The organism is Acuticoccus sp. I52.16.1 (genome assembly GCF_022865125.1).
Lineage (GTDB): Bacteria > Pseudomonadota > Alphaproteobacteria > Rhizobiales > Amorphaceae > Acuticoccus.
Genome location: NZ_CP094828.1, coordinates 287,619 through 312,783 on the forward strand (window position 1 = coordinate 287,619; position 25,165 = coordinate 312,783).

General features: G+C 70.0%; 19 protein-coding genes. 9 read left to right on the forward strand and 10 right to left on the reverse strand.

From position 1 onward, the window contains the following. The first annotated feature begins 11 nt into the window (after window positions 1-11). Window positions 12-830, forward strand: a complete 819-nt coding sequence (locus MRB58_RS01330) for an ABC transporter permease (RefSeq protein WP_244779842.1) — start codon at window positions 12-14, stop codon at window positions 828-830. Window positions 831-861: 31 nt separating this feature from the next. Here MRB58_RS01330 and MRB58_RS01335 read toward each other — a convergent pair whose 3' ends face one another. Next, a complete protein-coding gene (locus tag MRB58_RS01335; protein WP_244779843.1) occupies window positions 862-2,592 on the reverse strand; it encodes an alpha-amylase family glycosyl hydrolase in 1,731 nt (576 codons plus the stop codon). A 349-nt stretch (window positions 2,593-2,941) separates the two neighbouring features. On the opposite strand from MRB58_RS01335, the gene MRB58_RS01340 reads away from it, so the two are divergent. From MRB58_RS01340 to MRB58_RS01355, 4 genes are read left to right on the forward strand one after another with little or no spacing between them, the layout of a single operon-like run. Beyond that, entirely contained in the window at window positions 2,942-4,279 is a 1,338-nt protein-coding gene (locus tag MRB58_RS01340; protein WP_244779844.1) for an ABC transporter substrate-binding protein, read from the forward strand. A gap of 57 nt (window positions 4,280-4,336) precedes the next feature. Further along, the gene (locus MRB58_RS01345; protein ID WP_244779845.1) at window positions 4,337-5,623 is read left to right on the forward strand and encodes a carbohydrate ABC transporter permease; all 1,287 of its coding nucleotides are present in this window, start codon (window positions 4,337-4,339) and stop codon (window positions 5,621-5,623) included. Between the two features lies 1 nt (window position 5,624). Next, a complete protein-coding gene (locus MRB58_RS01350) occupies window positions 5,625-6,884 on the forward strand; it encodes a carbohydrate ABC transporter permease (RefSeq protein WP_244779846.1) in 1,260 nt (419 codons plus the stop codon). 12 nt (window positions 6,885-6,896) lie between these two features. Beyond that, window positions 6,897-7,949, forward strand: a complete 1,053-nt coding sequence (locus MRB58_RS01355) for an ABC transporter ATP-binding protein (RefSeq protein ID WP_244779847.1) — start codon at window positions 6,897-6,899, stop codon at window positions 7,947-7,949. A 6-nt stretch (window positions 7,950-7,955) separates the two neighbouring features. Here the strand turns inward: MRB58_RS01355 and MRB58_RS01360 are convergent, their stop codons facing one another. Next, window positions 7,956-8,891 (reverse strand): transporter, encoded by a 936-nt coding sequence (locus MRB58_RS01360; RefSeq protein WP_244779848.1) that lies wholly within the window; start codon window positions 8,889-8,891, stop codon window positions 7,956-7,958. A gap of 297 nt (window positions 8,892-9,188) precedes the next feature. Between MRB58_RS01360 and gltS the strand changes: the two genes are divergently transcribed. Next, entirely contained in the window at window positions 9,189-10,400 is a 1,212-nt protein-coding gene (gene gltS / locus MRB58_RS01365; protein ID WP_244779849.1) for a sodium/glutamate symporter, read from the forward strand. 11 nt (window positions 10,401-10,411) lie between these two features. Here gltS and MRB58_RS01370 read toward each other — a convergent pair whose 3' ends face one another. The 6 genes from MRB58_RS01370 to MRB58_RS01395 form a co-directional block, all read right to left on the reverse strand. Then, entirely contained in the window at window positions 10,412-11,497 is a 1,086-nt protein-coding gene (locus tag MRB58_RS01370) for an AI-2E family transporter (RefSeq protein ID WP_244779850.1), read from the reverse strand. Between the two features lie 171 nt (window positions 11,498-11,668). Continuing rightward, window positions 11,669-14,053 carry a lanthionine synthetase LanC family protein gene (locus MRB58_RS01375; RefSeq protein ID WP_244779851.1) on the reverse strand — a complete coding sequence of 795 codons (2,385 nt, stop codon included), beginning with the start codon at window positions 14,051-14,053 and terminating at the stop codon, window positions 11,669-11,671. 15 nt (window positions 14,054-14,068) lie between these two features. Next, window positions 14,069-15,175 carry a phosphotransferase family protein gene (locus tag MRB58_RS01380; protein WP_244779852.1) on the reverse strand — a complete coding sequence of 369 codons (1,107 nt, stop codon included), beginning with the start codon at window positions 15,173-15,175 and terminating at the stop codon, window positions 14,069-14,071. Window positions 15,176-15,290: 115 nt separating this feature from the next. Beyond that, window positions 15,291-15,491, reverse strand: a complete 201-nt coding sequence (locus MRB58_RS01385; RefSeq protein ID WP_244779853.1) for a hypothetical protein — start codon at window positions 15,489-15,491, stop codon at window positions 15,291-15,293. A gap of 117 nt (window positions 15,492-15,608) precedes the next feature. Then, complete coding sequence (locus MRB58_RS01390; RefSeq protein ID WP_244779854.1) at window positions 15,609-17,741, reverse strand: peptidase domain-containing ABC transporter; 2,133 nt, start codon at window positions 17,739-17,741, stop codon at window positions 15,609-15,611. Further along, on the reverse strand, window positions 17,738-18,994 hold the full coding sequence (locus MRB58_RS01395; RefSeq protein WP_244779855.1) for an HlyD family efflux transporter periplasmic adaptor subunit: 1,257 nt from the start codon (window positions 18,992-18,994) through the stop codon (window positions 17,738-17,740). The genes MRB58_RS01390 and MRB58_RS01395 overlap by 4 nt, the downstream gene beginning before the upstream one ends. Before the next feature lie 439 nt (window positions 18,995-19,433). On the opposite strand from MRB58_RS01395, the gene MRB58_RS01400 reads away from it, so the two are divergent. The 3 genes from MRB58_RS01400 (at window position 19,434) to MRB58_RS01410 (ending at window position 23,192) form a co-directional block, all read left to right on the forward strand. Beyond that, window positions 19,434-19,850: a hypothetical protein gene (locus MRB58_RS01400; protein WP_244779856.1), complete on the forward strand. Its 417-nt coding sequence runs from the start codon at window positions 19,434-19,436 to the stop codon at window positions 19,848-19,850. A gap of 20 nt (window positions 19,851-19,870) precedes the next feature. Then, window positions 19,871-20,449 carry an OmpA family protein gene (locus MRB58_RS01405; protein WP_244779857.1) on the forward strand — a complete coding sequence of 193 codons (579 nt, stop codon included), beginning with the start codon at window positions 19,871-19,873 and terminating at the stop codon, window positions 20,447-20,449. A gap of 229 nt (window positions 20,450-20,678) precedes the next feature. Then, on the forward strand, window positions 20,679-23,192 hold the full coding sequence (locus MRB58_RS01410; protein ID WP_244779858.1) for an SH3 domain-containing protein: 2,514 nt from the start codon (window positions 20,679-20,681) through the stop codon (window positions 23,190-23,192). A gap of 145 nt (window positions 23,193-23,337) precedes the next feature. Here the strand turns inward: MRB58_RS01410 and MRB58_RS01415 are convergent, their stop codons facing one another. Further along, window positions 23,338-24,276 (reverse strand): acetamidase/formamidase family protein, encoded by a 939-nt coding sequence (locus tag MRB58_RS01415; protein WP_244779859.1) that lies wholly within the window; start codon window positions 24,274-24,276, stop codon window positions 23,338-23,340. Window positions 24,277-24,326: 50 nt separating this feature from the next. Further along, the gene (locus tag MRB58_RS01420; protein WP_244779860.1) at window positions 24,327-25,049 is read right to left on the reverse strand and encodes an SDR family NAD(P)-dependent oxidoreductase; all 723 of its coding nucleotides are present in this window, start codon (window positions 25,047-25,049) and stop codon (window positions 24,327-24,329) included. Window positions 25,050-25,165: the final 116 nt, after the last annotated feature.

Sequence of the window (25,165 nt, forward strand, 5' to 3'; positions counted from 1 at the left end):
GGGGACCTTCGATGCGTCGCACCACCCGCTCCCTCGCCGACGTCTCCTACGCTGCCGTGGTGTGGGGCATCGGCGGCCTCGCCATCGCCATCCTGACCGTGCCGGTGCTGGTGGTGCTGGCGATCTCGCTGACCGCCGAGGCGAGCCTGAAGTTCCCGCCGCAGGGACTGTCGCTGCGCTGGTACGCGGCGCTGCTGGACCCGGCCGAGTCCGGCCATATCCACGAGGCGGCCTTCAACTCGCTCACCGTCGCCGCCTGGGCGGCCGGACTCGCCATGCTGATCGGCACCCTCGCCGCGCTGTGGCTGGACCGGCGCCGGGGCCTCGGCGCGCGTGCGCTCGACACCGCGTTCATGTCGCCGCTGGTGCTGCCGATGCTCTCCTTCGGCCTCGCGACGCTCATCATCGTCACGATGCTGCGGCAGCGACCGTCGCTCTCGTGGCTCACCGTCGGGCACCTTGTGGTGGTCGTCCCGTTCGTCTTGCGCACGGTGACGGCGAGCCTCTCCCAGCTGGACCGCGCGCTGATCGACAGTTCGCGCAGCCTCGGCGCCTCGACGTTCATGACCTTCCGGCGGATCGTCCTGCCGGTGATCGCGCCCGGCATCCTCGCCGGCGGCTTCCTCGCCTTCGTCGCGTCGATGGACAACGTGCCCATCTCGCTTTTCCTCTCCAACGCACGGACCGACATGCTGCCGATCCGCCTCTGGGGCATGATGGAATCGACGCTCGACGTGCGCGTGGCGGCGGCGTCCGGCCTATTGATCCTTGCCACGTCGTTGCTGCTTCTCGTCATGAACCGGCTCGTCGGGCTGAACCGGCGGATGTAGCGCGCCGGCCCGGCCCCGGGACCGCGGTGCGCTACGCCGCGATCCAGGCCGCCTCGTAGGGGGCGAGCGTGAGCGTCACCGCCGCGCCCTCGCGGGTCGGCGCGGCACCGCCCAGGAGGCTGTGCAGCGGCCCCGGCGCGAGGCCGAGTTCCGTGGCCGCGGCGCTGATCGTGACCGGCGCATCGCAGACGTTGACGGCCACCCACACACGGTCGCCCTCCCCCTCGCGCACCAGGGTGAAGACGCGCTCGTCGAGCGACAGGACACGCTGGCGCGCGTTGGGCGCGAACGCCGGCCGCGACGCCCGCAGCACCAACCGCTGGCGAAACGCCTCGAGGACGCGCGCGCGCAGCGAGGACGGGTCGGCGAGGTCCGCCTCGAGCCTGGCGAGGTCCAGCTTCTCGCGGTTGATGGAGCGGGCGCGGCCGGTCCGCTCCAGCCCCGCCACGTCGTTGTGCGAGCCGAGCAGGCTGTGGATGTAGATGCCGGGGATGCCGACCACCGACAGGAGGATCGTCTGCGCCGCCATGAATTTGGCGAGCGACGTCGCCTCGTCTTCGCCCGGCGCCGACAGCGCGTCGAGGTAGGTGATGTTGAGCTCGTACGGCGCCTCGCCGCCGCCCGGCAGGCTGCGCATCGACACGCGGCCGCCACGTGCCACCACCGCGTCCGCCATCGCGCCGACCTCTTCGGCGGTGAGAATCCCCTCCGCCGGGCGCACGCCGATCCCGTCGTGCGAGGCGAGGAAGTTGAAGAACGTCGTCGACGGTGTCGTCGGCTCCAGCGAGGCCGCCCAGCCGGTGAGGCGCGAGGCATCGCCCGTCAGGAAGGCGTGCAAGGTCAGCGGCGGCAGCGGGAACTGGTAGACGAGCTGCGCCTCGTCGCTCCCGTTGCCGAAGTAGCTGATGTTGTCGGCATGCGGCACGTTCGTCTCGGTGACGATGAGTGTGCCGGGGACCGCCGCGTCGAGCACCGTGCGCATCGCCTTGATGACGGCGTGCGTCTGCGGCAGGTGCATGCAGGTGGTGCCGACCTCCTTCCACAGGAACCCGATCGCGTCGAGCCGGATGAACCGCGCGCCCTTCTTCGCGTAGGTGATCAGGAGGTCCAGGATCTCGACCAGAACGTCGGGATTGGCGTAGTCGAGGTCGATCTGGTCGGCGCTGAAGGTCGTCCACACGTGCCGGGTGCCGTGCGCGGTCTCGAACGCGGTCAACACCGGCGTCGCCCGCGGGCGCGTCACCTGGGACAGGTCCGTCGCCGGGTCCATCACCGTGAAGAAGTCGGCATAGTCCGCGTCGCCGGCCAGGAAGGCCTCGAACCAGGCGCTCTCGGCCGAGATGTGGTTGATCACCCCGTCGAACATGAGGCCGACGTCTTCGGCGAGCGCCGCCACGTCGGACCAGTCGCCCAGCGCGGGGTCGATCGCGCGGTAGTCCGTCACCGAGAAGCCGTCGTCCGACGTCCACGGGTAGAACGGCAGGATATGCACGTTGGTGATGACGTCGGCGGTGTGCGCGGCCAGGAACCGGCGCAGCGTGGCGAGCGGCGCCTCGCCGGACGCCCGGACCGAATCGCCGTAGGTGATCAGCATCACATCGCGCTCGTCGAGCCATCGTGCGACGCCGTGATCGACCTTTGCGCGCGCCGCGTCGACCAGCGGGACGATCCTCGCGATCAGTGCAGTCACCGTCTCCGGATCATAAGAAACGGAGAGGTACTGACGCAGCGCGGACTTATAGGTATCGTCTTGATTTGCCACGCTGGTCTCCTTCCCGGTCCCACGGGATCTTAGCCGCTAGGGAAAAGGTGTAAAAGTTTCATTGCCGTAGGGGGAGTTAGGCCCTACCATTTCCGGAATGAAGAATAGAGCGGGACGTCAGAATGTATCGGGGTCGCCCCCCCCGTATTTTTCGACACCCCCGCGGAGGAGGAAACGTGCGTTCGCCCATCCGGCGGAACGCTGGTCCGATCCGCGTTCCGGACCGCGCCGCCTCACCGCATGCCATGGCGCAGCCGAGCCTCTTCACGACCCCGCATTTTGGCGTGGCCCTGCCCGCATGCGTCCGCGCCGGACGCCTGAGCGCAGAGCCCTGAACATGGAGACCCACGTGAACGCCCTTGCGAAGATCGCCGCGCTAGCGGTTCCCCTATCGCTCGCCGCCGCCGGCGCTCAGGCCCAGTCGCTCAGCTTCTGGACCATGGAAGAGCAGCCCGAGCGCCTCGCCCGCCAGGAGGCGATGGCCAAGGCCTTCACCGACGAGACCGGCATCGAGGTCGAGATCATCCCCGTCAGCGAGAGCGACCTCGGCAAGCGCGCCACCGCCGCCTTCGCCGCCGACGATCTGCCCGACGTGATCTACTTCTCGCTGCAATACATGCAGCCGTGGGCCGAGGCCGGCATCCTCGACATCGACGCCAACACCGAGGCGGTCGAGGAGCTGGGGCCCGACACGTTCGCCCCCGGCGCGCTGGCGATGGCCGACATCGACGGCGATTATGCCGCCGTCCCGCTCGACGGGTGGACGCAGATGCTGCTCTACCGCAAGGATCTCTTCGAGGAGGCCGGCCTCGCCGCGCCGACCACCTACGAGGCGATCGCCGAGGCGGCCGCGGCGCTCAACAACCCGCCGGAGATGTACGGCTTCGTCGCCGCCACCAAGATCGACGAAGACTTCATGAGCCAGGTGCTGGAGCACGTCCTCCTCGCCAACGGCGCCACGCCGTTCGCCACCGAGGACGGGTTCGACCCCGCGGCGCTGAAGGAGAGCCTGGAATTCTACAAGACGCTGGCCGACAACTCGCCCAAGGGTGAACTCTACTGGGCCCAGTCGCGCGAACTCTACTTCGCGGGCAAGGCGGCGATGATCATCTGGTCGCCCTTCATCCTCGACGAGCTGGCGGGCCTGCGCGACAGCGCCCCGCCCACCATCAACGACGACCCGACCTCGACCGCGCTCGCCGAGAAGACCGGCATCGTCACCACCCTCGCCGGCCCCTCCAACCCCGACGGCGCGGCGTACGCCAACATCAACTACCTCGGCGTCTCCACCTCGGCCGACGATCCGGACGCGGCGATCGACTTCATTAAGTACTCGCTGTCGGATGGCTACGAGGCGACGCTCGCCATCGCGCCGGAGGGCAAGTTCCCCGTCCGCCGCGGCACCGAGGACGAGCCCGAGGCGTTCAACGAGATGTGGGCGACGCTCCCCATGGGCGTCGACCGCAAGGCGCCGATGTCCGACGTCTACCCGGCCGAAACGGTCGAGGAGATGGTCACCGGCCTCGACACCGCGCAGCGCTGGGGCAACGAGGAGGGCAAGCTCGCCGAGGCCTCGCGCATCGTCACCAGCCAGGTGCTGAACCAGATCGTGCGCCGGTACATTGATGGCGAGATCTCCGTGGACGACGCGGTCACGCAGATCAACGAGGGGATCAAGAACCTCTAACTCCCTCCGGGGCGGGCATATTTCGTCGCCCGTCCCGCCACCGTCCGGAGACCTCCCATGACCGAGCCGACGCAAGGACCGCCGCGCGGGGCGGGTGCGCTGGAAAAGCGCGAAGCGCGGCTGGCGCTCGTCCTGCTGGCCCCGACCTTCGCCATCGTCGCCCTGGTGGTGGCCCTGCCGCTGATCATGAACTTCTGGATCAGCGCCAAGCCGGTCATGCTGGCGGACCTGCGCCCGCCGGAGGCCAACATCAACGAGCGCGTGTCCGGCGAGGACGTGGCCGCGGGCGACACGTTCGACATCACCTACACGCTGCGCAACACCTCGCCGAACCTGCCGGTCTCCGGAGCCGGCTTCTCCGACGAGATCCCCGCCGGCGCCACCCTCGCCATCGACGACGACCGCTGCACCATGGACGGCCGGCGCCTCACCTGTAAGGTGGGCGAGCTGGAGCCGCGCGGCCGCGAGCGCTTCAAGATCGTCGCGAGCGCGACCGAGGCGATCGCCGACGTGGAGGAGCTCTTCGAGGGCACCGAGCCGACCGCGACGGGCCGCGGCGAAAACGCGCTGCTGAGCCTCAACTTCAGCTTCGAGAACTTCCAGAAGGTGTTCGACGCGCGCGAGTTCTGGACCGTGCTGTGGACGTCGATCGTCTATGCCGTGTTCGGCACCGGGGGCGCGCTGCTCCTCGGCCTCTTCGCCGCGCTCCTCCTCAACAACGCGTTCCGCGGGCGGGCGGTGCTGCGCGGGCTCTTCCTCTTCCCCTACGTCGCGCCGGTGATCGCGGTCGCCTACACGTGGGTGACGCTGCTGGACCCGTCCTCGGGAACGCTCAACGCGATCCTCATGCAGATGGGCGTCACCGACGGGCCGATCAATTTCCTCGGCCAGCGCACGGCCGGGTCGTTCTCGCTGTTCGGCTACACGATCGAGATCCCGTTGGCGCTGACGACGGTGATCGTCTTCGAGGCGTGGCGCTACTTCCCGCTGTCGTTCCTCTTCATCCTGGCGCGCATGCAGTCGATCAACACCGACATGTACGAGGCGGCGGAGATCGACGGCGCCTCCCCGTTCCAGCAGTTCTGGTACCTGTCGCTGCCGCAGCTGGCGACGATCCTCGCGATCCTCTTCCTGCTGCGCTACATTTGGACGTTCAACAAATTCGACGACATCTTCCTGCTTACCGGCGGCGCCGCGGGCACGCGCACGCTGACCGTCAACGTCTACGAACAGGCGATCGGGCTCGGCAACATCGGCGCGGGCGCGGCGGTCGCGGTCGTGGTCTTCGTGGCGCTCCTGGCGTTCGCCCTCGTCTTCTTCCGTTTCGCGCCGAAGGAGAGCTGAGATGACGTCGATGGCAGGCCACTCCGCCCCCCACGGCTTCGCGCTGCGCTCCGGGATGACGGCCGCCGTCGTCGCCGGGCCGCTGTTCGGCGCGGTCTACATGATCGTCTTCGGCGTCCTGATCGCGCTGTTCTCCGGCGCGCCGGCGAGCCCCGCCGTCGGCGCCGCCGCGCTCTCAGGCCTCGTCGCCGCGGCCGCCTTCATGCTGCTGCGCGAGAGGCGCGGCGCGTGGCTGCGGCGGGCCATCTTCGCCGGGGCGATGTTCGCGGTGCTGATCCTCGCCAGCCTCGGCGCCCCGTTCGGCCTGCCGCTCGGCACCGCCACGGCGTGGCAGCTGATCGGCCTCGTCGCGGTGATCGCGATGACGACGCAGACGGTGTGGATGTGCCTCGGCGACGCGCCGGCCGGCGGCGTCCGCCGCTACGACTTCGAGGTCCTGATCATCCGCATCCTGAAGGCGCTCGGCTTCGTCGTCTTCACCGTCTTCGTCATCCTGCCGTTCTACGTCATGGTGATGACGAGCTTCAAAAGCCAGGCGGATCTCCTCGCCAACCCGCTCGACTTCTCCGTCGATCTGACGCGTGACGATCTCTTCTCCGCCTATACCCAGCTCTTCACCGAATTCAACTTCGGCACCTACATTCTGAACTCGGCGATCGTCTCCGTCGCGACGGTGGTCATCACGCTGATCTTCGCGGTTCCGGGCGCCTACACCATCGCGCGGCTGCGCTTCCGCGGGCGCGACACCTTCGCCAACTCCGTGCTCCTCATCTACATGGTGCCGGCGATCGTCCTGGTGCTGCCGCTCTACACGGTGTTCAGCCAGCTCGGACTGCGAAACTCGATCTTCGGCCTCCTCATCGTCTACCCGGCGACGACGATCCCGGTCGCCCTCTACATGCTTCAGGGCTACTTCAAGGGATTGCCGGGCGAGATGGAGGAAGCCGGCCTGATGGACGGCCTGACGCGTCTCGGCGTGATCGCCAAGATCACGCTGCCGCTCAGCCTGCCGGCCCTCGCCTCGGTGTCGCTCTACGTTTTCATGATCGCGTGGAACGAGTTCCTGTTCGCGTTCATGTTCCTGGACGACCCCGCCAAGTTCACGCTGCCGCGCGGTGTGGTCTCGCTGAATTCGTCGGAGCTGCCGCGTGAATTGATGATGGCCGGCGCCGTCGTCGCGACCGTTCCGATCATGGTGATCTTCCTTTGGCTCGAGCGCTTCATGGTGCGCGGCCTCGCGGCTGGCGCCGTCAAAGGGTAAGGAGAGAGTTTCATGGGCGCGATTACGCTCGAAGGGGTCGAAAAGTGGTTCGGCTCCGTGCAGGTCATCAAGGGTGTCGACCTGGAGATCGCGGACGGTGAGTTCGTCATCTTCGTCGGCCCGTCGGGTTGCGGCAAGTCCACGCTGCTGCGCCTGATCTCGGGGCTGGAGGACATCTCCCGCGGACGCCTCCTGATCGACGGCCGGGACGTTACCGCCGAGCCGCCCTCCGGACGGGGCCTCGCCATGGTGTTCCAGTCCTACGCGCTCTACCCGCACATGACGGTGCGCGAGAACATGGGCTTCGGCCTCAAGACCGCGGGGGCGCCGAAGAAGGAGATCAAGGCCAAGGTCGACGAGGCGGCCCGCGTCCTGCAACTCGAGCCGCTGCTCGACCGGCGGCCGAAGGACCTCTCCGGCGGGCAGCGCCAGCGCGTCGCCATCGGCCGCTCCATCGTGCGCGACCCGACCGCGTTCCTGTTCGACGAGCCGCTCTCCAACCTCGATGCGGCGCTGCGCGTGGAGATGCGGTTCGAGATCGCCAAGCTGCACCAGCGCCTCGACGCGACGATGATCTACGTCACCCACGATCAGGTCGAGGCGATGACGCTGGCCGACAAGATCGTCGTGCTCCAGGCCGGCGTGATCGAGCAGGTCGGCACCCCGCGCGAGCTCTACGAGCGGCCGGCCAACCTCTTCGTCGCCCAGTTCATCGGCAGCCCGAAGATGAACGTCATGCCCGCGACGGTGGAGGGCGGGCGGCTGACCCTCGCCGACCACGCGGGCGCCGATGCGGCGGGCGCTCCGGCGGGCACCACCAAGGTCGGCGTGCGGCCGGAGCACATCGTCCTGACGGACCCCGATTCGGGCGACGTCGCCGGCGCGGTGGAGGTGGCCGAATATCTCGGCGCGGATGTGATGCTCTTCGTCGACTGCGGCGCGCTGGGCGTCATCAACGTGCGCCACGTGGGCGACGTCGGCCTGCGGCCGGGCGAGCGCGTCGGGCTCACCTTCCCGCCGGAGCGGCGCTACTACTTCGACGAGGCGGGCGAGGCGCTGCGCTGAGCCCGCTCAGAACTGCAGCACGCCCTTGACCCAGAAATAGTCGCCGGCGATGCGGTTCTCCGTGTCGATCTCGGGCAGCCACTTCGCCTCGATCGCACCGGTGACGTTGTCCAGCGGCAGCACGTAGGTCAGCACCGGACCGATGCCGATGGATCGGCCGCGGAAGCCGCCCAGCAGTGCGCCCGGCCCGCTATCGTCGCTGATCTGTTGCAGGTAGAAGGCCTCCGCGCCGATCCCGAGGTAGCCCGGCCCCACAGGAAAGAGCTGCTGCGCGCTCGCCTCGAGGTGGAAGAGCGAGCCGCTCTGGTACTGCGTCGCGGTGTTCTTGGTGTTCAGCGTGAGGCCCATGAAGCCGGACGCGCTGAACCCGGTCGCCGGGTTGGTGTAGGACAGCGACACGGTGGGGTCGACGGTCAGATAGTTCTTGCCGACGTTGGCGAGCCGGCCGACTTCGTATCCGCCGGTGGGCAGGTACACCGGCACCGACACCCCGAACTGCATGTTCCCGCGCTGCCACGCCAGCATCGCCGGGATGATCGCGATATCGCCGATGCCGCTGTCGGTATGGGTCACCGGCACGTTGCCGAGCGGCGTCGCGACATTGGCCGACACCTCGAGGTCGATGAACGGCACCACGAGGCCGACGGAGAAGAACGCGTTCGCGATCCGTTCGTCAAACGTGTAGGCGGCCCCCAGCGTCACGGCACCCAGGTCCGCCTCCATGTCGTTCGGCGTGAAGGGGCCGAGGACCTGCACCGGTCCCTTCGATCCGCCGTCGAAGTAGAGGCCGTCGACGTGGCCGGCCCAGCCGGGCTCGGTCGACGGACGGTCGACCAGAGTGCCCGAAATTCCAGGGACGTAGTGCCCGTAACCGCCTTCTTCGCCCCAAGCGACCGAGTGCGCGGCCAAAACGGCAGCGATACCAAGCCAAATTCGCAGCACAACCGTCTCCGCCCCCGTCACGCGACGACCCTAGCAGAGGCTCAAAAACGCGGCGAGCATCTTTCCGGCCAGATTTGAGGCTCCGTAATGATGCGTGCCACTTATACAACATATTTGTTCTATTTTTGATCTTTGGCATGCATGATTTCTGCAGTTTTCCTGTCGTCTCGGGCGATGACGTTTCGCGCGGCGCGATGTGCTAGGCCTCGCCATACCCGCAAGCGCCGCCGGCAATGGAACCGCTATGGCCGAGAACGCCCCCCGCACCGTGAGCCTTCCTGCCCGTCGGAGGCCGGCATGAACGCCGGCGCCCCACCCATCGAGATCAGCGCGTTCATCGCACTCAATCTCGGCATCGTCGTCTTCTTCCTCGGGCAGCGGCTGACGCAGGCGGTCTCTGTCCTGCGCGAATACTCCATCCCCGAGCCGGTGAGCGGCGGGCTGCTGGTGGCGATCGCCACGTTGGCGGTCCACCTCGCCACCGGGCGGCCGGTGACGTTCGACCTCGCCGCCCGCGACGCGTTGCTGATCTACTTCTTCACCATCGTCGGCCTCAACGCGCGGCTGAGCGACCTCGTCGCCGGCGGACGACCGCTGGCGCTGCTGTTGGTGATGACGGTGGCGTTCATGGTCGTGCAGAACGTCGTCGGTATCGGTGCGGCGGTCGTCGGCGGATTGCCGCCGCAGGCCGGCGTCCTCCTCGGAACGGCCTCCTTCATCGGCGGGCACGGCACGGCGATCGCCTGGGGACCGGTCGTGGACGCGGAGTTTGCGGTCGCCGGCGGCACCGAGCTCGGAATCGCGGCGGCGACCATCGGCCTCATCCTCGCCAGCCTCGTCGGCGGGCCCATCGCCAAGCGGCTGATCGAGCGCAACCGGCTGACGCCGGACGCCCCGCCGCGCGACGTCTTCGTGCTGCCGCAGGAGCCGCGCGCGCTGCGGTTCGACCATGTCGACCTGATGCGTTCGCTGCTGGCGGTCCACCTCGCCATCGTCATCGGCATCGCCGCATACGAGCTGTTGGAAGAGCTGGGCGTGATGCTGCCACGGTTCGTGCCGTGCCTCCTGTCGGCGATCGTCCTGTCCAACACCGTGCCGCGGATCGCGCCGCGGCTGTCGTGGCCCGCCCGCACGCCGGCCACCACCGTCCTGTCCGATTTCAGCCTCTCGGTCTTCCTCGCCATGTCGCTGATGAGTATGGACCTTTGGACCCTTTCGCAGGCCGCCGGCGTCCTGGCGCTGACGGCCGTGGCGCAGACCGCCGCGGCGGTCGCCTTCATCCTCCTGGTGTTTTTCCGCGTCATGGGGCGGGACTACTTCGCCGCGGTGCTGGCGGCCGGCTTTGCCGGCTTCACGCTGGGCGCGACGCCGACGGCGGTCGCCAACATGGGCGCGGTCACAAAGCGATACGGCGCCTGCTCGCTGGCCTTCATCGTCCTGCCGCTGGTCTCGGCCTTCTTCGTCGACATCACCAACGCGCTGATGATCCAGGCGATCCTGTCGTTCTGAGGGCAGGCCGCTCAGGTGTCGACGGTCGCCCGCGCGGGCCGGGAGGGATCGGCGAGCGCGTCCGGCGCCTCGGTCGGCGTCGCCTCCGGGATGTCGCCGTTGGCCGAGACGAGCACCGCGATCCAGCGCAGTTGCGGCACCTTGGAGCAGATGATGATCGCGACCGTCAGCACCGGCACGGCGATGAGCGCGCCGACGACCCCCCACAGCGCCCCGCCCGCGAAGACCGCGATCAGCACCACCAGCGAGCTGAGATTGAGCGAGCGGCTCATGAGGTGGGGCATCAGCACGTTGGTACCGAGGATCTGCACGATCCCTACCGGTACCAGCACCGCGATCACCGGCCAGAAGGCAAGATATTGCAAGAGCGTCATCAACGTCGGCAGGACGATGCCGAAGAGCGAGCCGATCGTCGGGATGAAGCTGAAGAAGAAGACCAGCACCGCCCAGAAGACGGCCGCGTCCACCCCCACCAGCAGGAGCACGATGAACGTCGGCACCGCCTGCACCAGACCCACCAGCACCTGCACGGAGAGGACGTCGTCGATCGCGGTCTTGATCTCTCCGGCCATGCGGCGCAGCCGAATTTCCTCGGCCGGCCGACCGGCGATGGCCGACAGCTTGGAATCGAACGCCTGCGCCTCGACGAAGATGAAGGCGACGTAGAGGAAGACGACGAAGATCGCCGAGGTGTAGGCCGCCGTCGACCCGGCGAGGTTGATGAGCAGCGAGCGCACGTCGATCTGTTGCAGCAGGTCGAGGACGCTGAGCTTCTCGTCGGAGCCGACATAGTCCTGCACCTCCGCCAGCAAGAGGTCGACGTTCTGCTGATAGAGCGGCAGGTTGGCGCGGAACTCGGCGACCGCGCCCACCATCATGATCGAGATGAGGGCGACGATGCCGGTGATGCCGAAGATGCTGACGAGGTGCGCCGTGGCTCGGCGGTGGCGCCAGCGCAGCGGCACCAGGCGCACCAGCGTGCTCGAGGTGGCGCTGAGCACCAGCCAGATGAGCAGACCCGTCGCGAGCGGTCGAAGCACGCTCTCGGCGACCATCAGGATCCAGATCGTCGCCGCGATCATTACTGCGATGCGCAATTCAACCCTCCGCGCGCGGCGCGTCGGCGGCGCCGCCCCTCGGCCTGCGCCACCGCGACCGGGCGATGGACGAAGCAAGAGGCGCACCACCGTGCCAACGGAGGCGAACTTATCCCAATTGCGTGACGTGTCGACGCCCCGCCGGCGATATGCCTCGCTCTTCCCCGGCGGTCAGACCATCGAGAGGCCCATCGCCTCGCCCTGCCGGGCGATGAAGGGGTGCCGCGCGGGCGGCCGGGCGCAGCGGCGGCGCAGCGCGGCGAACGCGGCCGGGTCGATCGCGAGCAGCGAGGGGGTGGCGGGGCGCGCCCGCCGCAACGCGGCGTAGCCGATCCCGGCGAGGCCCGTCATCAGCCCCGGCGCGCCCGGGCCGTCCGCCGTCGGCCACCGCGCCGGCGGGCCGTGCCGGTGCAGCGCAGCGGCGAAGGCCGAGCCCGCCAACTCGCCGTCGGCGGGGTGGTCGTCGAGGTCGGCGAGCGTCTCCAGCGCGCCGGCGAGCCCGTGGCACAGCGAGAGGTCGGGGAAGCCGGCGGCCGCCTGGCGGTCGACCTCGTGGCGCACGGCGTGGGCGGCGGCGGCACGGTCGGCGGCGTTGGCGTCCGGCGCGTCGAGCCGCGCCGCGAACAGCCGCGCGAGGCCGATCCCCGCCGCGCCGTTGCACCAGCCGCACAGCACCGGCTCGCCCCGCTCCGGCGCCGACGCGGCCTCCGGCGAGCGCAGGTCCGGCCACAAGCCGTGGCGCGCATCGAAGCGCTGGCGCTCGTAGGCGTGGGCCGCGCGGGCGGCGTGCAGGAAGCGGCTCACCCCGGTCGCCTCGTAGACCGCGAAGAGCGCGTGCGCCGCGCCGGCCGCACCGTGGCTGTAACCCAGCAGGTCGCCCACCGCGCCGTCGCCGCCGCAGCAACCGGCCCCCGGCGCGGACCACGACCAGATCGCCTTCCCGCCGTCCTCGCGCCGGCGCGCGGTCGCCAGCAGCGTGTCGGCATCGGCGACCGCCTGGGCGAGGAGGTCTCGCGCACCGAGGAGCGCCGCCGCGGCGAGACGGCCGAGCGCGCGGCCCGCCGTCCCGGACAGCACGTCGAAGCCGGCCGGCGGCGCCGCATCGGCCAACTCCAGCAGACGGCGCGCGTCGGCGTCGAGCGCGTCGGTGGCGAGGTGGCGGCCGGCCGTCGCAAGCGCCAGCGCGATCCCGGTGAGGCCGGTGTAGAGGCCGCCGTCGCCCGGCGCCGGATGCCGCATGGCGACGGCGACGGCCTGACGCAGCGCGGCCAGCGCGGTGGCGGCGGCACGCCGGTCCCCGGTCGCCGCGGCATAAGTCGCGAGGAAGAGCCCGACGCCCGCCTGACCCGCGTAGAGGTTGGGCCCGAGGGTGCCGAACGCGCTTCCCTCGTCGCCGACGCCGAAGTCGCCCGAGCCGGGGCTGGTCGTCAGCCAGGTGCAGCGCTCGCCGTCGTGGATGGCGCTGGTCATCAGATGCTCGGCGACGCGGCCCGCGGTGGCGAGCGGCGGCTCGGCCGATGTCTCGCGCGCGGCCGCGGCCCCGCCGCCGACGGTCACCGCGCTACGGCGCGCCAGCGGCATCGTCCAGGCGGCCAGCGGGTCGGGCGATCCGGCGAGGCGATGCGGCACGTCGAGGCAGATGCCCGCGCCCACGAACGCCAGCTCGGCCAGCGCCAGCCGCTCGCGCGGTTTTTTCACCTCTCCGTCGGCGGCCGCGAGGACGGCGTCGGCCAGCAGGCCGCAGCGATGCTCGCCGAAGCTCTGCCCGCCGCGCGGGCTCTCCGCGTAGGCGAGGCCCGGACCGATGCGGCGCGTCATCGCCGGCGTCCCGCTGGCGAGGTGCCGCTTGGCCAATTCGGCCACGGTGCGGATGGCGCGCGCGGCACCGCCCAGCGCGGCGTGCGGCAGATAGAGGACGGCCCCGTCGCAGCGCCACGCGGGGTCCGGGCGCGTCAGCACCTTGAAGTGGAACGCGATTCCCGCCTCGTCCAGCCGGCGCGCCAGCTCGCCCGCCAGCCACGGCGCCCCGGCGGCCGTGACGTTCCAGTAGAGGCGCCACACGCGGCCGTGCGTGTCGAACGGGGCACGGCCGATGACGAGATGGTGCCCCGGCGAGAACGCCGGGCGCGCGGTCGGCATCGCCACCGCGACGCCGCTCGCCGCATCCTCGCCGGGGCCCGCGCCGCGCACGCTCGCGCGATCGGCACACAGGGTGATGCCGCCGCGGGTGACGACGACGCCGCGCGCCGTCTCGCCCAGAGGCTGCCAACCGTTCTCCCAGCGCATCGCGGGGACGGCGGCGCCGAGGGCGGCGGAGATCTCCCCGCCGGCTTCCTCGCGGTGCACGCGGCGGACCGCCCGTGGCCAGCCGCAGCAGTAGAAGTCGGTATAGAGGCGATGCGTGATCGCGGCCTCGAGGGCGGCGCGGCGCGCCTCGTGCGAAAGGCGCGCCGCGGTCGCCTCGTCGGCGATGCTGAAACTGCGGCCCAGCCACGTGAAGGCGACGTCCGATGTCACGGTGATGGCGGCCAGCGCCGCCTCGACAGGCTGCGTCATCGTCGGCTCAGCTCCTCATTGCGAGAGCGGTTGATCGGAAAGGCCGAGGCGCGCCGCGGCGGCCTCTGCCGGGTGTTCCAGGAATTCGGCCCCCATCGCCGCCAAGGTGGCGACGCGGGCGTTGGGTTCGCCCAGCCCGGCGGCATGCTCGTAGGCTGCCTGGATGAGCCGCGCGCCCACGTACGGGGCGACCTGCGCCACCGCGAAACGCGGCGCGCCCGGGGCGGCGGCGTAGGCCCCCCAGGCGGATTGGATGGCCGCGCAGGCCGCCGGCTCGGTGAACCGCGCCCGATCGAGGTGCCGCTCGAACCCGGCCGGATCGCCGAGCGGCGCGGACATGAGCCACGTCTCGACGAAGGCGGCGAGCAGGCCGGCGAGGTCCCACCGCGGATCGCCTATCCCGAGGTACTCGAAGTCGATCAGCGTCAGTTCGTCGGCGACCACCAGCGCGTTGGCGAGGCGAATGTCGAAATGGACGACGCGGTCGGCACGCCAGTCGGCGGCCATGGCGACGAGCGGCGCGATGATCGTGCGGTGGGCCTGCAACGTGGCGATCAGCTCGATCTGCCCACGGCTGAGCCGGCAGAAGGTCTCCACCGAGGGCGCGTCGAGATGGAAGATCGTCGTGCCGCGATGGACAGGAAGACCGCGCGCCGGAGCGGCCTGCGGATCGAGCGCGTGCAGCGCCCCGAGGGCCGCGCCGAGGCGGGCCGGATACGCGCCCAGCGGCTCGCCGGCGAGCGCCACGTCGGCGAGCCGGCGCGCGCCCGGCACCAGCGTCAAGGCGAGGAGGTCGTCGGCCGTATCGTAGGCGATGGCGCGCGGGGTGGTGAGCGGCGCGCCGGCCGGTATCAGCGCGGCGAGCGTCTCGTAGGCGGCCGCCTCGTGGGCGACGGTGCCGAACCCCGTGTCACCGTCCCCCCGCTTGAGGAAGACCCCGCCGCCGTCCCGATCGACGAGGCGGGTGTTGGCGTGGCGGCTGGCGCTCGACTGCAATCGTGCCCCGCGCCGCACCAGTCCGGCGACGTCCACGACGCCCATCGCCATCGCCTGGCGCAGCAGCACCTCGGCGGGGCCGGTATCGGCCGAAGCGGGCATTGCGGGTTCGAAGAGGTCCGTCATGCGATGTCGCCTCGTTGGCCCCGAGCGGCGCGCGGGTGGCGGCGCACGTCGAGGGCGGGGGAAACGGGCCGCCCACCGGGACCGGGGTCCAGGGGCGACCCGCACGGAATGCGTGTCAGGTCGTGACTTTGCAGAACGGCGTCTTGGAGACGACCGAGCACTTGGGGTCGTCGCTGAGGTCGGCGGTCTTGATCGCGGACAGGCCGCCGCCGCCGACCGTCATCAGGCCTCTGCGATTGAGGCTGGAATACAGCGCCCCGCCGGTGACCTGGCGGGTCTCGTCGGCGGTCAGAGTCTTGATGATTTTTTTGGTCATAGTCTTTGTTCCTTGAAATAAATCCGGTCCAATCCGGATGATCTGTATCTAAAATCCATGGCAACTTCTGGGTGTGACTCGCGTCACGCCCAGGCGTTCGGTAAGTATTTCTTGTGGTTACGCAGAGTTGATCGCGTGTGAGCCGGCCGCGATGGTGCCCGGACACGGCGCGGGCTCCGCCGCCGGCGTCAGCTCGCGCAGCACGCCGTCGCGCATTTCCAGGACCCGGTCGGCGCGGCGCACCAGCTCGGGCCGGTGCGCCACGACGATCCGCGTGATCGGCATCGCCGCGATGACGTCCGCGATCGCCCGCTCGGTCTCCTCGTCGAGGTTGGCGGTGCCCTCGTCGAGGAACAGCACCTGCGGGTCGCGGTAGAGCGCACGGGCGAGGACGATGCGCTGACGCTGTCCGCCGGAGAGCGCGGCTCCCATGTCGCCCACCAGGCTGAGATACTGCATCGGCATGCGCATGATGCTGTCGTGCACCGCCGCGGCGTGGGCGCAGAGGAAGACGCGCTCCATGTCCACCTCCGGGTCGAAGAAGGCGATGTTGTCGGCGATCGTGCCGGACAGGAGCTGGTCGTCCTGCGCGACCACGCCGGTCTGCGCACGCCAACTGTCGAGTCCGAATTGCGCCAGCGGCTCGCCGTCGACCCGCACCTCCCCGCCGCTCGGCGTCAGCAGGCCGAGCATCACCTTCAACAGGCTGGACTTGCCCCCGCCCGACGGGCCGACGATCGCCACCATCTCCCCCGGCGCGATCGCCAGATCGAGGTCTTCGAACAGGAGCGGCTCCTGCGGGGCGTAGCGGAAGGAGACCCCCTCCAGCGCGACCGCCCCCCGAAGACGCTTGGTCATCGCCTGGGTCGGCCGCGCGCCCGCCTCCCGCTCGGTGAGCACGATGTCGCCGAGGCGTTCCAGGTGCAGGCCCAGCATGCGGAATTCGATGTAGCGGTGCACCAGGGTGGCGGCGCGGTCGCCCATCTGCTGGCGGTAGCTCATGAAGGCGAACAGCATGCCGATGGAAAAGCCGCTCGCCTCGATCACCAGGCGCGACCCGAGATAGACGATCACCACCGTCTGCATGCCGAAGATCACCGTCTTGGCGAGGGCGACGAGGATGTCGAGCCGTCCGCGCCGGATCCCGGCGTTGACGACCTTGGCATAGGCGTTGCGCCACGCGGTCTCGCGCTGCGCCTCCCGGCCGAAGAGCTTGATCGTGCGCGAGGCGCGGATGCTCTCCATCATGTGCGACTGCTCGCCCGCCCGCGCGACGATCTCCTCTTCCTCACGCGCCCGCAGGAACGGGAAAGCGATCAGCGAGACAGAGACGTAGAGCGCCAACGTCGCGATCACGACGAGGGCGAGCGTCGGCGCATAGGCCAGCATCGCCAACGTCAACAGCACCAGCATCGCCCCGTCGAGGAAGGCCGCGACCACGGCTTCGGTCAACGCCCGCTCGATGGGCTGCGTCGAGCCCATGCGCGAGACGATGTCGCCGACGTGCCGCTTCTCGAAGAAGTCGGCCGGCAGGCGCATCAGGTGGCGGAAGATGTTGCCGACCATCTGAAAGGTCAGCGACTGGCCGAGCGAGAGGATCACCCACGCCCGCAGCGCCTCGGTCGCGGCGTTGACGACGTGCAGCGCCGCGAACCCCACCGCCAGCACCACGAGGAACTGGTGGTCGAGCCGGGTGACCGCCTCGTCGACCGCCAGCTGCAGGTAGAAGGGGAAGAGCAGCGCCACCAGCTGCAACACCAGCGACAGGACGACGAGCTGCACCGCCGCGCGGCGCCATCCGGCGATCCGGCCCCAGAGATCGGTGAGCCGCATGCGCCCGCCCATCGCCGGCGGGTCGAACGCCGCGGCCGGCTCCAACTCCAGCGCGACGCCGGTGAAGCGGGCGTCCATCTCCGCCGCCGACAGGCTTCGCTCGCCGCGGGCGGGGTCGAGGATGACGAAGGCGCGCCGGCGCACCCGCGTCAGCACCACGAAATGATCGAGGTCGACGTGCAGGATCGCGGGCAGCTTCAGGCGGCCCAGCTCCTCCAGCTCCAGCCGCACCGCGCGCGTCGCCAGGCACAGCTTGTCGGCGACCTGCATCATGTCGCGCAGGCTCGCACCGTTCAGCGACAGGCCGAACCGCACGCGCAGGCCGTTGAGGTCGACCGCGGCGCCGTGCGCCCGCGCGACCATCGCCAGGCACGCGAGACCGCATTCGGCGGCCTCGGCTTGGTGGATCATCTTCATCGCTGCACCGCCGCGAGTATGGGTCGGAAGACCACCTCCCACAGCCGGCGCTCCTCGAGCACGATATCGGCCCGGAGCGTCATGCCGGCCTGGAGGGGGATGTCGGCGCCGCCGGCTGCCACACGATCGGCGTGGAGGGTGGCGACGACGCGGAAGAAGGGCTCGCCGAGGCTGGGCGGGCCGTCGGGCAAGTCGCGCGGGGTGAGGATGGTGCGCGAGACGATCTTCACCGTCGCCTCGCCGACCCCGAACGTCTGATAGGGGAAGGCATCGTAGCGCAGGCGGACCCGCTGGCCGGGCGCCAGGAATCCCGCTGCGCGGGACGGGACGAAGAGTTCGGCCTCCAGCGTTCCCCCGTCCGGCAGGATCGAGACCACCATCTCCTGCGCCTCGACCGATTGGCCCGGCCGCGCCATCACCGCCGCGACGCGCCCCGCCACCGGCGCACGCAGGCCGACCGTGCCGCGCCGCGCCGCCTCGGTCGCCCGCTGGTCCAGCGCGGCGAGGCGCTCGCGCAGCTGCGCCCGCTCGATGGCGGCCTTGGTCGGCAGCGCCGCGAGGCGGGCGTCCAGCTCGGCGGTGCGGTGGGCGGCGGCGGAGACCTGCGCGGCCAGCCGCTCCGCCTCGGCGCGCTTGGCGAGGAGGTTCTCCTCGCGCCGCTGCCGCTCGATCCGGGTGACGGTGCCCCGCTCGACGAGACCCTCGATCTGGTCCACCAGCGCCTCGGCCAGCGCCGTGCGCTCGACGTGGACGGCAAGCTCGCGCTCCAGGTGCTCGCGCTCTGCGAGGAGCCCGCGGCGCTCGGCGTCCATCCGCCGCCGCTCGCCGGCGAAGTCGTCCGCGACCAGCGCCAGACGTCGCTCCACCTCGCCGCGCTCGCTGGCGAGCTGGCGCGCCATCCGTTGCGACGCATCGCCCAGCGCCGGGAGCGCCACGTCGTGCGAGACGGTGAGCAGCGAGGCGCCCTTGGCGACCCGGTCCCCCTCCCCGACGGCCACCGCGGCCACCGTCCCCGCCGCCCCGACCGTGACGCGCACGATCCCGGTGTCTGGCGTCAGCCAGCCGACGACGGGCTCGCTGCGCGCATAGGAGCCGAAGACGAGGACGGCGGCGACACCGGCCGCGACGAGGAGGATCAGCCCCGTCAGCGCCCATGCCGGCAGCGGCACGTCGAGCCGCACATCGCCGTGCAGACGCTGGCGTTTGCGCTCGAGCGCGGCGTCGCGGAACAGGGTCGGCGGTGCGTGCTGCATCAGTCGTGCCCTCCGCCGCCTGGGGGGAAGTGGTCGCGCGGCCCGTCGCCGGTCATCACGAAAAGTTCAGGAGGTGCGGGCCACCGTCGACCGCCGCCACCATCAGCGCGGCGCTCGGAAGTGTCGTGTCGACCGTGAACATGGCGTGCGGCGGCGCGCGGCGCTGTGATCGGGGTCACGCCGGTGCCGCCCCGGCCACCTCCGCCGCCGCGATCTGCCCGATGGACCGTGCGCACCGATGCGTCAGGCTGGGGATTAAGGTGGTTTAGAGCCGTTTCATCTTACGAAAGCCAAAAGTTCCCATGGACTGTGGCATCGCGAATGTGGTTCCGATGATCCGGGACGCTGCCACGCGTCTATTCAATAATGTTGATATCGAAGGCCGGCCCGGCCCTCTACTTTCGAGCCCAACGACAAGAGAAGCATGATGAAGAGTGGAATGCGCACAATCCTCTTGAGCCTGGTGCTAGGTCTTCTAGCCGCCAGCGGTGCCGCGAATGCCCAGACGATCGGCTACGCGGACGCCATCGCCATCCTGACGAAGCAATGCGGCAGCGACGTCGCCAAGTATTGCAGCAAGGCGTCCCTGGCGAACGACGGCATCACCAACTGTCTGGCCCAGAACCAGGACAAGATCTCCAACGCGTGCGCGACCACGGTCGTGCAGGTCGTCCAGTCGCTCGACGCGCGCGAGGCGGCCGAGGCCGCGGCGCCGAAGGTCTGCGCCACCGACGCGCGGCGTCTGTGCAAGCTGACCAAGGGCGGCCAGGGCCACCTCCTGCAGTGCCTCCTGAAGGCCGAGCCGAGCGTCAGCGCCCAGTGCAACGCCGCCATCACCAACGCCGGCTGGCGCTGAGCGCGAAGGAAACGACCGAGATGACCATGAAGACCCTCGCGCTCTGCGCCACTGTCGCCGCCGGCCTCGTCGCCAGCCACACCGCCGGTCACGCCCAGAACCAGCTGACCCGCAACCAGATCGTCACCAGTCTCTACGAGACCGAGGCGACGGTCGCCGCGTTCGATCCGATCGCGCTGGAGCAGGCCGCCGCCCGCGCCGCCGCCAGCGGTGGCGACAACGCCCCCGGCCCGCTGTCGGACAAGCTCGCCGGGCTGCCGCAGATCAGCGTGCAGATCAACTTCACCCGCGGCTCGGCCCGCATCGAGCCGTCGAGCTACTACTCGGTCGGCCTTATCGCGGACGCGCTGCACACGCCCTACCTGATGGGCCAGAAGATCGTCGTCATCGGCCACACCGATGCGACCGGCGGGCGTGAGCTGAACTTCCGTCTCAGCCAGCAGCGTGCCAAGTCGGTGATGGAGGCGCTGGTGACGACGTTCCACGTCCCCGCGAACCAGCTCGTCGGCATCGGCCTGGGCGAAGAGCAGCTCCAGGACCCGTCCAACCCCGATTCCGGGGTGAACCGCCGGGTGCAGTTCATCAACATCGGCGGCTGACCGCCGAGCCGATCGACGACAGGGCTCCGCCCGGCCCCGACGCCGGCCGGCGCCCCTTCGCGCCGTGTCCGACCCGCGGCGCGTGACGGCCGGCCCGCGCCCGGCAGTACATGCCGCGCCACCGTGCCGGGCCATCGTGCGACCCGGCGCCCCCGCCGCGCCGACGATGCTTGGCGCCGGGCCGCGCCCGCGATAAGCATGACTTCGAATAATGAGTGGACGTACCACCATGCGAAAGACGATCGCCGCCCTTCTGGCCACGGTGATGGCGGTCACGCCAGCCCTCGCCACCCCCGCGACCACCACCGCCAACGTCAACATGCGCTCCGGGCCGGGAACCGACTACGGGGTCCTCTCGACGATCCCCGACGGCACCAGCGTCGACCTCGGCGACTGCGACGCCGGCGGCACCTGGTGCGCCGTCACCGTCGACGGAACCCAGGGCTACATGTCCGGCCAGTACCTGAAGGATACGGCCGATCCCAACGGCTGGCCCCGCTCCTACGAAGTCGCCGACGGCGGCAAGATCGTCCTCTACCAGCCGCAGGTCACCCGGTGGGACGACTTCAAGACGATCGACGCGATCATCGCCGCCGAGTACGCCCCCACCGCCGACACCGCCGCGGTCTACGGCGTGATCGGCGTCAGTGGGTCCACCCAGGCGGACAACAGCACCGGCGAGGTGGTGATCTCGAACATCACCGTCACCGAGCTGAACTTCTCCGCTCTCGGGCGTGACGCCCTCGCCTCCCTCGACACCGACGTCGGCCGGGTGCTCCCCACCGGGCCGATCACGGTGTCGCAGCAGACGCTGGTCTCCAGCCTCGCCGGGCAGAAGCGGGTGGAGGACGTGTCGGGCCTCAAATCCGACCCGCCGCCGATCTTCCACTCCGAGACCCCCGCGATCCTCCTCCAGACCGACGGCAAGGCGACCTTCGCCCCGGTGCAGGATGCCAAGGACCTCGATTTCGTCGTCAACACCAACTGGGACGTGTTGCAGACCACCGGCGACAAAGCACTCTACCTGCGCGACGAGAGTTCGTGGATGACCGCATCCGCCCTCGACGGCACCTGGAGCGCCGTCACCACGCTGCCGGACGCCCTCTCCGGCCTGCCGGACGACGACAACTGGAAGGACGCGCGCGCCGCGATGCCGCCGCAGCCCTTCAAGGACGGGGCGCCGAAGGTCTTCTATTCCGACACGCCGGCCGAGCTGATCCTGTTCGACGGCCCGCCCCGGAAGGAGGCGGTCCCGAACACCAACCTCGAGTGGATCTCCAACACGCAGTCCGACGTCTTCTTCGATACCGCCAATTCGACCTGGTACGTGCTGATGTCCGGCCGGTGGTTCAGCGCCGCCTCGCTCGACGGGCCGTGGACCTTCGCGACGCCCGACCTGCCGGACGACTTCTCCAAGCTCCCGTCCGACACGCCCTACTACAGCGTCCGCTACGCGGTGCCCGGCACCTCCGAGAGCGAGGAGGCTCGGCTGAAGGCGAGCATCCCCAACACCGCGCGCGTCGAGACCGACAAGGTCAAGGCGGACGTCGACTACGACGGCGACCCGCAGTTCGCCACCATCGAGGGCACATCGATGTCGTACGCGACCAACACCAACACCGAGGTGATCGAGGTCGAGGGCAAGTACTTCGTGCTGCAGGACGGCGTCTGGTTCGTGGGCGACACGCCGAACGGGCCGTGGGTGGTCGCGACCGCGGTGCCCGAGGTGATCTACACCATCCCGCCCTCCTCGCCGGTCTACCGCGCGACCTACGTGCGCGTCTACGACACCGAACCCGGCGCCGTCTGGTTCGGATACACGATGGGCTACCTCACCGGCTATCTCGCCTGGGGCACCTATGTGTACGGCACCGGCTGGTACTACCCGCCTTATTGGTACGGCGGCGGGCGGCCCTATCCGGGCTATTTCCCGCGCCCGGTGACCTACGGCATCGGCGCCTACTACAACCCGGCCCGCGGCACCTACGGGCGCTACGGCTACGCCTACGGCCCCTATCGCGGCATCGCCTACGGGGCGGCCTACAACCCGCGCACCGGGACCTATGTGCGCGGCGGCGGCGTCTCCGGCCCCTGGGGCGAGCGCGGCTTCGTCTCCGCCTACAACCCGCGGACCGACACCGGCGCCTTCGCGCGCGGGGGGCATGACGTCTACGGCTCCTGGGGTTCCGCGGGCGTGCGGCGCGGGACGTCCTGGGCGCACGTCTCCGGGGCGGAGAACGGCAACGCCGGTGGGCTGCGGTGGAACACCTCGGCCGGCAACCAGGGGTTCGTCGGCGGGCGCGACGGCAACCTCTTCGCCGGGCGCGACGGAAACGTCTACCACCACGGCGACGACGGCTGGCAGAAGGTGACACGCCCCGGCGGCGACGGCGCGCTCGCCAACCGGCCCGCAGGCGACGGGGCGCTGGCCAACCGGCCCGCCGGCGACCGCCCGGCCAACCGGCCCGCAGCGGAACGGCCGCGCGCCGGCAACGCGCCGTCGCGCCAGCCCCAGGCCGCGCGGCCGCGCGCCGAGGTCCCCAGCCACCTCTCCAACGACCGCATCGGCCGCGAGATGGGCAACATGGACGCCATGCGCCAACGCAACTTCACGCGGGCCGGCGGTGGCTTCGGCGGCGGCGGCGGCGAGTTCCGCGGGGGCGGCGGCTTCCGCGGCGGCGGCGGTGGTGGCTTCCACGGCGGCGGCGGCTTCCGGGAGGGCGGCGGCGGCTTCCGCCGCTGACACCGCCACACCGGATCAAAAGTGCGACCCCATGGCGGGGCCGCACGGGCGGGGGGAAGTTCGCAGCCCTCAGTATGCGCTTCGTCAGCAGTGCCGCGCGGGACGGAGCGGCGCCGTCAGAGCCGGGCGCGCCGTCGCCCGTCGGTCAGAGAACGGCCTTCGGCATCATCATGTGGCAGCCCTTCTCGCCGTCGACCGTCTGCGTCACGCGCAGGTCGCCCTGGAGCGAGCACAGCATGTAGGCCTGCTCGCGCGTCAGCGTGGTGCGGGCGCACACGTGCCGGATCATCTGGCGCAGCGCGATGCGGGCCGCCTCGTCGAGGTCCTCGTGCATGCCGATCGAGATGAGGTGGGTGGCATTCTCGGCGAACGGGTAGTCGTAGCCGAGATCCTTGCGCACAGTGAGCCGGAAGGTGCCCTTCAGCCCCGTCTCCAGCGCCGTGATGCAGACCTCGCCGTCGCCCTGCACGCCGTGCCCGTCGCCGGCGGAGAACAACGCCCCCTCGGTGAAGACCGGCAGGTAGAGCGTCGTGCCCGCGCCGAGTTCCTTGTTGTCCATGTTGCCGCCGAACTTGCGCGGCTGCATGGAGGGGATGCGCCCCCAGTGCGGCGGCGGCGCCACGGCCATGATGCCGAAGAATGGCGCCAGGTCGATGTCGGTCCCCCACGGAAGTCGTGCCGTCCCGGCCGCGATGTCGATCTCGGGATGGATGCGGGTGAGCGCGTCGAATTCGTCGGGCAGCGTTCCCTTCAGCGGCACGATCTGCACGAAGCCCCAGCGCTCGTTCAACGAAACGTCGACGATCTCGATCTCCAAGACGTCGCCGGGCATCGCGCCGTCGACGTGGACCGGACCGGTCAGCATGTGGCTGGTGCCTTCGCGCTGGCAGCGTGCGATGGCGTCGAGATGGCCCGGCTGCACCAGGGAGCGGTCGGCGGGGAGCGCCTCGGGACCGCCGGCGGCCCAGGCCGTGAGCGTCACCGTGTCGCCGGATGCGATGTGAAGCACGGGCGGGAGGGCGGCATCGTGATGCCCCCAGTGGATATTCTGCGGCAGCGCGGGCAGCTCGTGGTGGCGGGGCATCGCCTCTCCTCTCCGGTCGATCCCCTCGTCCCTACACGAAATCGCCGCCGCTACATCAGATCTTCGCGCGCACGCAGCACCTGGCCGTGGATCCAGTTGGCCTTTTCCGAGGCGAGGAACTTCACCAGCCCGACGATGTCGGCCGAGCGGTTGTTGCCCTGGCCCGCCATCGGGCTGATCTCGTCGTAGCGGCCGTGGCTGTAGATCTCGGTCTCCGCCTCCCCGGGCGACACGGCGACGGCGTTCACCGTGATCCCCTTGGGGGCGAGTTCGTTGGCGAGGACGCGCGTGATCGCCTCGACGGCGCCCTTGGTGGCGTTGTAGCTCGAATAGCCGGGCGCACTCTGCGACAGCGCGCTGCTCGACACGTTGACGATCCGCCCGCCGGTCTTCATCCGCCGCGCCGCCTCGCGCATGGTGTGGAAGCAGCCGAACAGATTGACCGCCAGGACCATCTCGAACATCTCGTCGCTCACCTCGGCGAGCGGCGCCTCGTGCATGATGCCGGCGCAGTTGACGAGGATGTCCACCGAGCCGAAGCGCGATTCGGCGAAATCGAAGAGGTCGGGGGCCGAGCGGCTGTCGGCGACGTTCGCCTGCACCGCGAAGGCATCCCCGCCGGCGGCTTTGATATCGGCGACGACGTGGGCCGCCGCTTCCTCGCCGCCGTTGCGATAATGAACCAGGACCCGGATCCCGTCGTAGCCGAAGCACCGTGCAATGGCGGCCCCGATCCCGCCGGAGCCGCCCGTGATCAGTGCCGTGCGCTGCATGGTTGCCTCCACATAATAGTATTATAAACCACCAACGGTACCACCGGGCTATCGTTCGCACTTTTTTGTACGATGATAGTCAAATCTTGCTGAATTATGTTGGTGATACGCCTTGA

What these genes read in the sequence shown, in the direction of transcription:
- MRB58_RS01330 (WP_244779842.1), top strand. Translation starts at nt 12, where the DNA reads ATGCGTCGCACCACCCGCTCCCTCGCCGACGTCTCCTACGCTGCCGTG.
- MRB58_RS01345 (WP_244779845.1), top strand. Translation starts at nt 4,337, where the DNA reads ATGACCGAGCCGACGCAAGGACCGCCGCGCGGGGCGGGTGCGCTGGAA.
- MRB58_RS01350 (WP_244779846.1), top strand. Translation starts at nt 5,625, where the DNA reads ATGACGTCGATGGCAGGCCACTCCGCCCCCCACGGCTTCGCGCTGCGC.
- MRB58_RS01355 (WP_244779847.1), top strand. Translation starts at nt 6,897, where the DNA reads ATGGGCGCGATTACGCTCGAAGGGGTCGAAAAGTGGTTCGGCTCCGTG.
- gltS (WP_244779849.1), top strand. Translation starts at nt 9,189, where the DNA reads ATGAACGCCGGCGCCCCACCCATCGAGATCAGCGCGTTCATCGCACTC.
- MRB58_RS01375 (WP_244779851.1), bottom strand. Translation starts at nt 14,053, where the DNA reads ATGACGCAGCCTGTCGAGGCGGCGCTGGCCGCCATCACCGTGACATCG.
- MRB58_RS01380 (WP_244779852.1), bottom strand. Translation starts at nt 15,175, where the DNA reads ATGACGGACCTCTTCGAACCCGCAATGCCCGCTTCGGCCGATACCGGC.
- MRB58_RS01385 (WP_244779853.1), bottom strand. Translation starts at nt 15,491, where the DNA reads ATGACCAAAAAAATCATCAAGACTCTGACCGCCGACGAGACCCGCCAG.
- MRB58_RS01390 (WP_244779854.1), bottom strand. Translation starts at nt 17,741, where the DNA reads ATGAAGATGATCCACCAAGCCGAGGCCGCCGAATGCGGTCTCGCGTGC.
- MRB58_RS01395 (WP_244779855.1), bottom strand. Translation starts at nt 18,994, where the DNA reads ATGCAGCACGCACCGCCGACCCTGTTCCGCGACGCCGCGCTCGAGCGC.
- MRB58_RS01400 (WP_244779856.1), top strand. Translation starts at nt 19,434, where the DNA reads ATGCGCACAATCCTCTTGAGCCTGGTGCTAGGTCTTCTAGCCGCCAGC.
- MRB58_RS01405 (WP_244779857.1), top strand. Translation starts at nt 19,871, where the DNA reads ATGACCATGAAGACCCTCGCGCTCTGCGCCACTGTCGCCGCCGGCCTC.
- MRB58_RS01410 (WP_244779858.1), top strand. Translation starts at nt 20,679, where the DNA reads ATGCGAAAGACGATCGCCGCCCTTCTGGCCACGGTGATGGCGGTCACG.
- MRB58_RS01415 (WP_244779859.1), bottom strand. Translation starts at nt 24,276, where the DNA reads ATGCCCCGCCACCACGAGCTGCCCGCGCTGCCGCAGAATATCCACTGG.
- MRB58_RS01420 (WP_244779860.1), bottom strand. Translation starts at nt 25,049, where the DNA reads ATGCAGCGCACGGCACTGATCACGGGCGGCTCCGGCGGGATCGGGGCC.